The sequence below is a fragment of the uncultured Maritalea sp. genome, from assembly GCF_937139385.1.
GTDB lineage: Bacteria > Pseudomonadota > Alphaproteobacteria > Rhizobiales > Devosiaceae > Maritalea > Maritalea porphyrae_A.
Genome location: NZ_CAKZPW010000047.1, coordinates 1 through 10,090 on the forward strand (window position 1 = coordinate 1; position 10,090 = coordinate 10,090).

At 49.0% G+C, this 10,090-nt stretch carries 12 protein-coding genes and 1 pseudogene; 8 read left to right on the forward strand and 5 right to left on the reverse strand.

The features are described 5' to 3' along the window. The 5 genes from gatB to Q0231_RS01895 form a co-directional block, all read left to right on the forward strand. Positions 1–1,381 (forward strand): Asp-tRNA(Asn)/Glu-tRNA(Gln) amidotransferase subunit GatB (gene gatB / locus Q0231_RS01875; protein ID WP_299344350.1); only part of this gene is annotated, 1,381 nt, incomplete at its 5' end. A 4-nt stretch (positions 1,382–1,385) separates the two neighbouring features. Further along, on the forward strand, positions 1,386–1,883 hold the full coding sequence (locus Q0231_RS01880; RefSeq protein WP_299344353.1) for a GNAT family N-acetyltransferase: 498 nt from the start codon (positions 1,386–1,388) through the stop codon (positions 1,881–1,883). Positions 1,884–1,901: 18 nt separating this feature from the next. Next, positions 1,902–2,411, forward strand: coding sequence for a GNAT family N-acetyltransferase (locus Q0231_RS01885; protein ID WP_299344356.1), 510 nt, complete (start codon positions 1,902–1,904; stop codon positions 2,409–2,411). After that, the gene (locus Q0231_RS01890; RefSeq protein ID WP_299344359.1) at positions 2,401–2,796 is read left to right on the forward strand and encodes a VOC family protein; all 396 of its coding nucleotides are present in this window, start codon (positions 2,401–2,403) and stop codon (positions 2,794–2,796) included. The genes Q0231_RS01885 and Q0231_RS01890 overlap by 11 nt, the downstream gene beginning before the upstream one ends. Positions 2,797–2,822: 26 nt before the next feature. Further along, positions 2,823–3,329, forward strand: a complete 507-nt coding sequence (locus Q0231_RS01895) for a GNAT family N-acetyltransferase (RefSeq protein WP_299344362.1) — start codon at positions 2,823–2,825, stop codon at positions 3,327–3,329. 167 nt (positions 3,330–3,496) lie between these two features. Here the strand turns inward: Q0231_RS01895 and Q0231_RS01900 are convergent, their stop codons facing one another. After that, positions 3,497–4,225 (reverse strand): glutathione S-transferase family protein, encoded by a 729-nt coding sequence (locus tag Q0231_RS01900; protein ID WP_299344365.1) that lies wholly within the window; start codon positions 4,223–4,225, stop codon positions 3,497–3,499. An 81-nt stretch (positions 4,226–4,306) separates the two neighbouring features. On the opposite strand from Q0231_RS01900, the gene Q0231_RS01905 reads away from it, so the two are divergent. Then, on the forward strand, positions 4,307–5,023 hold the full coding sequence (locus Q0231_RS01905; RefSeq protein ID WP_299344369.1) for a YafY family protein: 717 nt from the start codon (positions 4,307–4,309) through the stop codon (positions 5,021–5,023). Between the two features lie 51 nt (positions 5,024–5,074). Here the strand turns inward: Q0231_RS01905 and Q0231_RS01910 are convergent, their stop codons facing one another. The 4 genes from Q0231_RS01910 to purM form a co-directional block, all read right to left on the reverse strand. Then, entirely contained in the window at positions 5,075–5,971 is an 897-nt protein-coding gene (locus Q0231_RS01910; protein ID WP_299344372.1) for a DMT family transporter, read from the reverse strand. A gap of 96 nt (positions 5,972–6,067) precedes the next feature. Then, the gene (locus Q0231_RS01915; protein WP_299344375.1) at positions 6,068–6,766 is read right to left on the reverse strand and encodes an SDR family oxidoreductase; all 699 of its coding nucleotides are present in this window, start codon (positions 6,764–6,766) and stop codon (positions 6,068–6,070) included. 10 nt (positions 6,767–6,776) lie between these two features. After that, positions 6,777–7,406, reverse strand: a complete 630-nt coding sequence (purN, locus tag Q0231_RS01920; protein ID WP_299344378.1) for a phosphoribosylglycinamide formyltransferase — start codon at positions 7,404–7,406, stop codon at positions 6,777–6,779. Beyond that, the gene (gene purM / locus Q0231_RS01925) at positions 7,403–8,479 is read right to left on the reverse strand and encodes a phosphoribosylformylglycinamidine cyclo-ligase (protein WP_299344381.1); all 1,077 of its coding nucleotides are present in this window, start codon (positions 8,477–8,479) and stop codon (positions 7,403–7,405) included. Before purM ends, purN begins: the two co-directional genes overlap by 4 nt. Before the next feature lie 3 nt (positions 8,480–8,482). Here purM and Q0231_RS01930 point away from each other — a divergent pair, with 3 nt between their 5' ends. After that, a complete protein-coding gene (locus Q0231_RS01930) occupies positions 8,483–9,763 on the forward strand; it encodes an AI-2E family transporter (RefSeq protein ID WP_299344384.1) in 1,281 nt (426 codons plus the stop codon). A 3-nt stretch (positions 9,764–9,766) separates the two neighbouring features. Beyond that, positions 9,767–10,090: pseudogene (locus Q0231_RS01935) on the forward strand (hypothetical protein); the annotation flags it as partial.

Sequence of the window (10,090 nt, forward strand, 5' to 3'; positions counted from 1 at the left end):
CACTTCTGAATCAAAGCTGTTCTCTGGTTCTTCAACTGAATTTGGCCAGCCGCCCAACAATAATGTGAGCTTTGTGGATGCGGCCATGCCCGGCATGTTGCCGGTGATCAATGAAGAATGTGTGCGCCAAGCTGTGCGCACAGGTTTGGGCCTAAAAGCGCAAATCAACAAACGATCATTGTTTGACCGTAAAAACTATTTTTACCCGGATTTGCCTCAAGGCTATCAGATTTCACAGTTTAAAGACCCGATTGTTGGCGAAGGTAAAATCTACCTCGACATGGGTGAAGACGGTGAAGTTGAGATTGGCGTTGAGCGTTTGCACCTTGAACAAGATGCGGGCAAATCAATTCACGATCAGCACCCAAATATGAGCTTTGTTGATCTGAACCGTTCGGGCGTTGCTTTGATGGAAATTGTTTCAAAGCCTGATTTGCGTTCAGCCGATGAAGCTAAAGCCTACATCAACAAATTGCGCACGATCTTGCGTTATTTGGGGACGTGTGATGGCAACATGGAGCAGGGCTCCATGCGTGCAGATATCAACGTTTCTGTGCGTCGTCCGGGCGGTGAATTTGGCACGCGTTGCGAGATCAAAAACGTCAACTCTGTGCGTTTTGCAGGCCAAGCGATTGAATATGAAGCCCGTCGCCAAATTGATATTCTGGAAGATGGTGGCACTATTGACCAACAAACCCGTTTGTTTGATCCAAAACTGGGCGAAACACGCTCGATGCGCTCAAAAGAAGAAGCGCACGACTATCGCTACTTCCCAGACCCAGATTTGTTGCCGCTTGAGTTCGATGATGCTTACATCGAAGCATTGGCAAAAGATTTGCCAGAGTTGCCGGACGAAAAACGTGCGCGTTTCATAACCGAATTTGGCCTGTCATCATATGATGCCAGTGTTTTGGTGGCAGATCGAGAAAGCTCTGCATACTATGAAGCTGTGGCTGACGGACGTGATGGCAAACTGGCGGCCAACTGGGTGATTAATGAGCTCTTTGGTCGGTTGAACAAAGAAGGACTTAACGTCACTGATAGTCCTATTTCTGCCGAACAATTGGGCGGCATCGTTGAATTGATTTCAAAGGGTGATATCTCAGGTAAAATTGCCAAGGATGTTTTTGAAATCGTTTGGACCGAAGGTGGCAACCCGGCTGAAATCGTTGAAAGCCGCGGCATGAAACAGGTTACTGACACTGGTGCGATTGAGAAAGTGGTTGATGAGATCATTGCAGCAAATCCTGATCAGGTGGAAAAAGCCAAGCAAAATCCAAAGCTTATGGGTTGGTTTGTTGGTCAGGTGATGAAAGCATCACAGGGCAAAGCAAACCCACAAGCGGTGAATGAGATTTTGAAAGCCAAGTTGGGCCTTTAGTCAAATGGGTGCGGATCAAAATCCATTTTCGATCCGCACCGCACTAGTTTCAGATGCGCCAAAACTGAGCTCTATGATGGTGCGCTCTTGGCGCGAGAGCTATGTGGACATTATCCCAGCCCCAAAGCTAGAAGAGATCTGCACAGTTTGGCTGACGGCTGAGAAATTTGAAGAACGCCTTAGCGACACGAACGCTTGCAATTTGATTGCTGTGTCGGCCGGCGAAGTTGTTGGCCACATCTATGTCTTACCGCGCCAAAACAATTCCTTGCTGGTCGCCTATCTATATGTGCTCAAAAGCTCAGCACGTCGCGGCATTGGAAAAACACTGTTGTCCAGTGCCATTGAGTGTTTTCCTGGCGCTGCACATGTTGAACTTGGCGTACTTGAACACAACCATGCCGCCATTGCTTTTTACAAAGCAATTGGGTTTTATGAAGCAGGACCAGAGCCAAAGCCTGCTGATGAGCCGTCCAGCCTTAAGATGACCATGACCCTTTGATGATATTTGGTGTGTTTTATGCCCATTCAAGTTTCAATTCGGCCGACGATGGCAGAAGATGCTGCCAAACTTAAGGCTGCATTGCTGTGCATTTGGCACGAAACTTATGATTCCTTTTTAGGCACAGACCGCGTTACAACGTTGGCAGAGGGATGGCATACGCTTGAAAAGTTGATTGCCGAAGCTCAGTCAGAACGGATTTGTAGCCTAGTCGCTTATGACAAAGGGCAGATTGTGGGGCATGCACTGATGTACGAACCTGAACCACGTACCATCCATTTGGCCCGGCTTTATCTTGATCATGAGTATCATGGGCAAGGAGTTGGCAAAGCCCTATTGCAGCAAGCCATTGGTGCCTTTCCTCACGCTTATAAAGCGTATCTGGAAGTCTATGAACCGAATAGGCGTGCGGTTGAATTCTATAAAGGGCAAGGTTTTGAAATCGTTGCAAAAACCCGGGACGCTCATACCGATGATGTGCTTTACGAATACAGGATGGAAAAGGATCTAACGCGTCATGGCGAATAGCGTTTCTCGACTGTTTTATACTATTTTGGCCAAGGATGTGACCGCCACTGCTGCGTTTTATTGTTCCATCTTGGAACTTAAGCGGCACTTTGATAGTGATTGGTTCGTCATACTAACGCCGGAGAGCGGGCCACTAATTGAGCTTGCAATTTTGGACGAAGCCAACCCCATTGTGCCAAAAGAAATGGCGAAACGCGCGACCGGCGGCATTCTGACATTTGTCGTTCAAGATGTTCACCAATCGCATACTGCAGCAATGCAGTTGGGTGCAAATGTCGTTTCGGTTCCGACTGCGATGCCATATGGGCAAGAGCGGATGCTCGTTGAAGACCCTAATGGACAATTGATCGATATCTCCTCGCCAACGGTTCCGGTTCAAAACTAGATTTTGCCCCGAAGGGAAGGTGCGTCTTGAACACAAAAAGCTCGAATTTTGACATCAAGCCAATTGCTCTTGAAACCGTACCTCAACTCAAGCGGCTGCTTCATGCGGTTTGGTCGATCACCTATCAGGACACATTGGGTCAACCGCTCATTGATGAGCTTTCAGATGACTTACATGCCGATGAAAAACTCAACGGCGAAATCGTGGATTATAGCAAGCTGAGTTTGGGTGCATTTGTTGGTGACAAACTAATTGGGCACGTCATGGTGGTCTTTGAGGAACCTAACAACATCTATGTTGGCCGTCTGTATGTTGATCCGGCCTTTCAGGGCAAAGGTGTTGGCCGCGCCCTAATGGGCGCCGCGGAGGCGGGGTTTGAAGGTGCTACCACCGCAACTCTTGAAGTTTTTGAGACCAGTAAGGGTGCAATAGAGTTCTACAAGAAAATGGGGTATCAACAAGTGGGGCGCAACCGATCCAGCCACGCCACTCCGAACGAATTGTTTGATTTGCATTTCATAAAGATGCTTTAAATAACGAACAAGCATTTCATTTGGGTTGTGAGCGAGCGCGCATTTGAGGGGTGCGGAACGAGTCTTGTTGGCGATTTGGAATTTGATAGGTTGATTGAACCTGCGGCCAATTGGTCCAATTCGTTGACCTCAGAAGGCGAGTGGCACTTGTGTGCCACCCGAGGCTACTAGGCAGCGTTTGCAAGAGCTCTTGTCGCGTTTTTAAAATATTCTGCCGACACGCGATCTAGGAAGGCCGCCAAATTGTTGTGCCCTTTGATGTGATCAGCAAGTGGCGTTTGGACGGGGTTTTGGACCAAATTGATCAAACAGCCATAAACGCTGGCATCGATTGAGGTTGGTCTGTCACTCAAGAAATAATCTGTGTCGCCTAATAGTGCATTCAAATCATTGATAATTCGCTTGCCAAGTGTATAGGCCTCATCTGGTGAGTGTCGACCGATCCCTTGGCCAAACAATGCACTTTGGATCATTTCGCGCGCTCCAGCGCTCACTTCCTGGCGTATGCCTTCGGGCATATGGCCAAAGAAAATGTTTTCCATTATTGGCCAGTTGGCATCAATCTGCCAGCGGGTATATACCAGAATAAAATAGAGTTGCTCTTCAACTGTGCCCATGATCATGCGGCCCATCGCTTGTTCTCTTGGGCTCAAATGTGCGAGCAAATCGACATTATATTTTGTTTTGAGATGTGCCTCAATAAATTGGGTATCCCCCAATGGATCCCCTGCGTCCTTGATAAACGGAACCTTTTGCTTTGGTCCTTCGCGAGGGTCCATTTGTAATTCGCGCTCAAATTCAAGCCCTGATAATTGCAGGATCATATCCAGCTTGGTGCAAAACGAGCTAAGATTGGCATTTGATGGCGGCGTTGGTGGTTGAAAAAAGGTGATCATTTTTGCAGTTCCCTGTTTGGTTGTATGAAACTGACAATACTGACAGGATGCTGACAGCGTTGTGTCAGCATGGAGTGCAAAATGAGAAGAGCCGACCGGTTGTTACAGATTGTTCAAATTCTACGGCGGGCCGCCGGCAAGCCGGTTTCCGCGCGCCAGAGTGCTCAAGAGCTTGAGGTGACACAACGTACGATTTATCGCGATATGGTGTCACTTGAGTCGATAAATGTGCCTGTGCGTGGGGAAGCAGGTGTGGGTTATGTGCTTGAAGGTGGGTTGGATTTGCCGCCGCTGATCTTTAATTCAACCGAGTTAGAGACCCTAATGCTTGGTGCTCGATGGGTTCAGGTGCATGGGGATGCAGACCAGCAATTGGCGGCTAAGGACGTGGTGACAAAAATTGGCGCGGTATTGCCCGTTGAGCTAAAGGCAGAGTTTTTCGATGTGGCGCTTTATGCGCCCGCAAGAACAAAGGATCGATTTGAGGGGCATGTAAGTTCGCATCAACTCAGGGCCGCACTTAAAACAGGCAAGGTTTTGCGAATAGCATATTCGAACGAAGCCAGCGAATTGAGTGAAAGGCGGGTTTGGCCAATTTCGATTGGTTATTTTGATTTCAAAAGGTTGATGCTGTGCTGGTGCGAGCTGCGGCAAACATTTCGCGCCTTCCGGGCCGACCGTATTGCAAAACTTGAAATATTGGAGGAGAGGTTGCCACGCTCTCGAGAGGCGTTGAAGCGCGAATGGTGGGAGCTAGAGTTGCGAAAAAAGGCAGACTTTGAAACGCGGAGGAAATGAAGCCTAACCGCTGTCGTCGGGACGCACAGAGAAATGACGCATTCAATTTGCTCAGGTTGGCAGTTTATTTGGACGCAAGGCCCTATATAGCCTGCCATCAATTGCCAGAATGCCAATGAAAATGGCGAGCATGCCCAAAATATGCACGGTTTGGATTTGCTCATTCAACACGATATAGCCCAAAAAGATTGCAGAAATAGGAGCAATGAATGTGGATGTGGACATATTTGTTGCGCCCACGCGTTCCAATATTCGGTACATCACGAGAAATGTGAAGGTAGTGGCAATCAGCCCGATGTAGAGCAATGCCCCCCAACTCTGCGCAGTTTGAATGTGCGGCACGCCTTCTGTCAAAAGGACTACAGGGACAAGAGCGATCGTTGCACCGCTCAAGGCGATAGTTGCGATAAATGAAGGGTTTAGTCGTTTGAATGAGCGCGTGTAGTTCAGTGCTATGCCATACATTAGGGTGGCCAACATCATGAGGCCAATCGCCCAGATTTCAGATTGGCCACCACGTTGCAATGCTGGCAACGCGATAAGTGCAACACCGCTAAATGCAATGGCAACTCCAACAGATTTGGCTGGGTTCGCTTTTTCACCGCCCGGCCAAAAATGAGAGACGATGACGACCATGATTGGCGTCATGGCGTTTACAATGCCTGCGATACCAACGTTGACGTAGTTCTGGGCGAGCGGGAAAAGAGCAAATGGCACTGAAAAATTGATCAAACCCAATAACGTGAGGCCCGCGTAAATCCGCCAATCGGTTGGCAGTTTTACTTTGGTCGCCAATAAATATGCCCAGCAACCAATTGCCGCGACACCTACACGGCCAAGTGAAACGGAAAGCGGCCCCAGTTCACGAATAAGAATCGCATTAAACAGAAATGAGCCGCCCCAAATGACGCCAAGCCCGATGATGATAAGCCAGTCCGATAGTTTCATGTGACGCAGTCCTTTGATCAGACGATGACGCTACGCCTTGATGGACTGTCTGTCGAACCGATTTTGACGATGATTGCATCACAATTTGTGATGGGGTTACCAAGCGTGGGGTTCGCCGTTCCACTTGAAGAACTTCCCGCTGTCGGCGAGGCTGAGTTTTTCAAAACATTGGTATAGACCACTTGCGCTTTGGGGCGGAGTTATGTCAGCTGCTTGCCCGCCCATGTCGGTTTGAACCCACCCAGGGTGATACATGGCCACCGCTATGTTTTCTGCCCGTAATTGGTTTGCCAACAAAGTCATTGTGCGGTTGAGCGCTGCTTTGGATGAATTATAGGCGAAACGGCCTTGGGTTTGATATTGCATTGCGCCCAACTGGCTCGAAATGGCGACGATCTTGCCATTTTTGCTTTTTCGAATGTTCTCTATCAAAGCTTCGGTGACACGGATCGGGCCCAACGTATTGATCGAGAGTGTTTCCATCCATTCGTCGTAATCAATATCGCCCAGCGATTGATGTTCACCTCCAATTACGCCAGCGTTGTTCACCAGAATGTCTATGGGGCGGTCGCCAATCGCTTTTGAAAAAGCTTCGACCGATTGCGCGCTAGAAACATCCAGTTGAACAACTTCAATGTCGCCATCTGTGGCATCGGCCAAATCGTTCAGGGCAGTTGCTTTTTGTGGTGTGCGACAAGCAGCAATGATTTGCCAATCGCCGTTTGCAAGATAGCATTTGACCAATTCGAACCCGATGCCGCGATTTGCGCCTGTGATCACTACGGTTTTGGTCATGTGCTTTTTCCTAGTTTGGCCAGATCAAATTGGTTTGGTCGGCTGTTTCTGAATCGCCATTTGTGCGCTTTTCGATGAATTGTTTTAGCGCCAATGGGTAGATCTGATGTTCTACTTTTAGAATGCGTGCGGAAAGTGATTCAGCGTTGTCACTATCGAGCACGGGAACTGCAGCCTGCAAAACGGGCGGGCCCGCATCCAATTCAGGTGTAACTTCGTGCACTGTTGCGCCCGCAATTTTTACACCTGCGTCCAAAGCTTGTTGTTGGGGGTGTAGGCCCTTGAATGAAGGCAATAGTGAAGGGTGAATGTTGAGCATTTTGCCCGTCCACTTTTGCGCAAACCCGTCAGCGTGAATGCGCATATAGCCAGCGTGGGCCAAAAGCTCTGCGCCCCACGCTTCAAGTTGTGCATCAAGTGCTTCACAAAATGATTCACGACTGTCAAAATCCTTTTGGGAAATAACGGCTGTTTGAATATTTTCACTTTGGGCAAACTCCAAACCGGCAGCGTCTGCGCGGTTGGAGAATACGCCAATAATTTCAGCGGGATAGTCTTCTTGTTTCGCAGCTTGAATCAATGTGCGCATGTTCGAGCCACGTCCTGAAATCAGAATTGCGACCTTGGTTTTCGCGCTCATAGTGAAAGCTCACCCGAGTAAACAACCGCTTCGCCATCCCGATCAATCAGTTCACCAAGAACAAGTGGTTCTTCACCTGCTGATTTAAGCTCTGCGATCAGCGTGTCTTTTTCGTTTGCGCTTGCTACCATGACCATGCCTACACCACAGTTAAAGGTGCGCATCATCTCGTCAGTCGCGACACCGCCTTGTTCAGCCAGCCAACGAAAGACCGGAGGAGCGACAATTGCTGAGCGATCAATTGATGCTGCAAGCGTATCAGGCAAGACGCGTGGGATGTTTTCCGTAAAACCACCACCTGTGATGTGGGCAAGGGCTTTGATTTTTACGCCGTTTTTCAGCGCTGCCAATATCTGGCGCACATAGATGCGCGTAGGGCGCAATAATGCCTGACCAAGGGTCACGCCATCTTCAAATGGGGCGGGTGCGTCCCATGCCAAACCGGACAGCTCAACGATTTTGCGCACCAGCGAATAGCCGTTTGAATGAACGCCCGAAGAGCGGAGGCCGATAATCACGTCGCCTGCTGCAAGATCATTGGTTGGTAGCATGTGGCCACGTTCCGCCGCGCCAACGCAAAATCCAGCAAGGTCGTAATCGCCTTCTTTGTACATGCCCGGCATTTCTGCGGTTTCGCCACCAATCAACGCGCAATTGGCATCGCGGCAGCCAGCGGCGATGCCTTCAACAACTGCAACAGCCACATCGTTTTCGAGCTTGCCGGTTGCATAATAGTCAAGAAAGAATAGTGGTTCCGCACCTTGCACAATGAGGTCGTTTACGCACATGGCCACCAAATCGATGCCGACGGTACCATGCACACCGCTATCGATCGCGATTTTCAGCTTTGTGCCCACGCCGTCATTTGCTGCAACAAGAATTGGGTCCGTAAAGCCTGCGGCCTTAAGATCAAACAACCCGCCGAATCCGCCAATCTCTGTGTCAGAGCCGGGGCGTTTTGTTGATTTTACTGCTGGTTTGATGCGTTCAACTAATTCGTTGCCAGCGTCGATATCCACGCCTGCGTCACGATATGACAGTGAGTTGGTTTTTTTTGGTGTTTTGTCTGGCATTTTGTGCCCCAATCCCTATTTTTAGGCATGTTCGCGCTGTTAGGCGAAAATGTTGATGCGATCAGCCATATCTGGTTGAATAAGCGCATTCAAAACGATATCAGCGCTGATAAAGGTTTGAGCACATTCACGCAAGAGGCGGAGCCCTATATGACACTGCAAAATCAGATAAAAGCGTGGGTTGTTATGCTCGCCGTGTTCATTTTGTTCATGTGGGTGTTCCGCGGTATCCTTTTGCCGTTCATTGCGGGTATGATTTTGGCTTATTTGCTGGATCCTGTTGCGGATCTTTTGGAAAAGATCAAATTCTCTCGTTTTTGGGCAACCTTGACCATTCTGGTTGTTGCTGTTGCTGTGTTTATTGGGCTGTTTTTGTTCATTGTTCCACCGTTGATCAACCAACTGGTGGGTCTCGTGGCGCGGTTGCCGGACTATATTTCACAGTTGCAAGTTTTTGCGACCGAATATGGCAATAAATATGCGCCCACGATTGTCGAGAGATTAGGTGAAGAGCGCGCTGCGGAATTCCAAAAATGGCTCAATCAACTCCTAAATCAAGGAGTTGGCGTAATGGTCGATGTCTCGACAAAAGTTGCGCAAAGCGGTTTGACGATGCTCAACGCCCTTGGTCTGATGATTGTGACGCCGGTTGTGGCCTTTTATTTGCTGCTTGATTGGGACCAAATGGTCAAGCGGATCGATGAGCTTTTGCCACGGGCCCACCGAAAAGAGATTCAATACGTCTTTAGTGAAATCGATGTCGCAATGGCTGGTTTTGTGCGCGGGCAGAGTTCTGTGGTCATGATTTTGGCCGCGTTTTATGCCACCGCACTGACCTTGGTTGACCTAAACTTTGGACTGGCCATCGGTTTGGCCGCTGGCTTTTTTAGCTTTATCCCATATGTAGGGTTTTTGGTTGGCTTTGTGCTCTCTATTGGCGTGGCCATTGTGCAATTCTGGCCGGACTGGTTCATGGTCGGTGTCGTGTTCGGCATTTTCATGGTTGGGCAATTTATCGAGGGCAATATTCTTTACCCCAAATTGGTGGGCCGCTCTATTGGCGTGCACGCGGTCTGGCTCATGTTTGCATTGTTCGCCTTTGCACTCCTATTTGGGGCCGTTGGTGTACTGCTTGCAGTTCCTATGGCCGCTATCGCCGGTGTGCTTGGTCGATATGCGGTTAAGAAGTATCTTGAAAGCCCTCTTTATGAGCCGTCCAACACATCAGGCACCGCTGTGGCAGATTTGCCAAAAGCTGATATTGCAGAAAGCGCAAAACAATAGCGCATGAAAAACGATAAGACTGAGACCAAACAGGGCCAGCAATTGGTGCTGGATTTGCCGGTTGAGACCGCAATGGGCGAAGCTGACTTTGTTGTTGGAGCTGGCAACAAAAATGCCTACGACCACTTTTTGGTTGCTAATGAGTGGCCCGCGCAGGTGAGCGTTTTGTTTGGTCCACCTAAATCGGGCAAGACCCACTTGGCAGGTATTTGGGCCAAACACATGGGCGCCTTGAGCATTGAAAAAAATGATGAATGGCCTGACTATTTAGAGTCAGATTTATTGGTGGAACACGCTGACTTGCTTTGGATGGGCGAGACTGCGCTT

Bases quoted from the DNA above. Each gene is read 5' to 3' on its own strand.
- Q0231_RS01880 (WP_299344353.1), top strand. From the start codon at position 1,386: ATGGGTGCGGATCAAAATCCATTTTCGATCCGCACCGCACTAGTTTCA.
- Q0231_RS01885 (WP_299344356.1), top strand. From the start codon at position 1,902: ATGCCCATTCAAGTTTCAATTCGGCCGACGATGGCAGAAGATGCTGCC.
- Q0231_RS01890 (WP_299344359.1), top strand. From the start codon at position 2,401: ATGGCGAATAGCGTTTCTCGACTGTTTTATACTATTTTGGCCAAGGAT.
- Q0231_RS01900 (WP_299344365.1), bottom strand. From the start codon at position 4,225: ATGATCACCTTTTTTCAACCACCAACGCCGCCATCAAATGCCAATCTT.
- Q0231_RS01905 (WP_299344369.1), top strand. From the start codon at position 4,307: ATGAGAAGAGCCGACCGGTTGTTACAGATTGTTCAAATTCTACGGCGG.
- Q0231_RS01910 (WP_299344372.1), bottom strand. From the start codon at position 5,971: ATGAAACTATCGGACTGGCTTATCATCATCGGGCTTGGCGTCATTTGG.
- Q0231_RS01915 (WP_299344375.1), bottom strand. From the start codon at position 6,766: ATGACCAAAACCGTAGTGATCACAGGCGCAAATCGCGGCATCGGGTTC.
- purN (WP_299344378.1), bottom strand. From the start codon at position 7,406: ATGAGCGCGAAAACCAAGGTCGCAATTCTGATTTCAGGACGTGGCTCG.
- purM (WP_299344381.1), bottom strand. From the start codon at position 8,479: ATGCCAGACAAAACACCAAAAAAAACCAACTCACTGTCATATCGTGAC.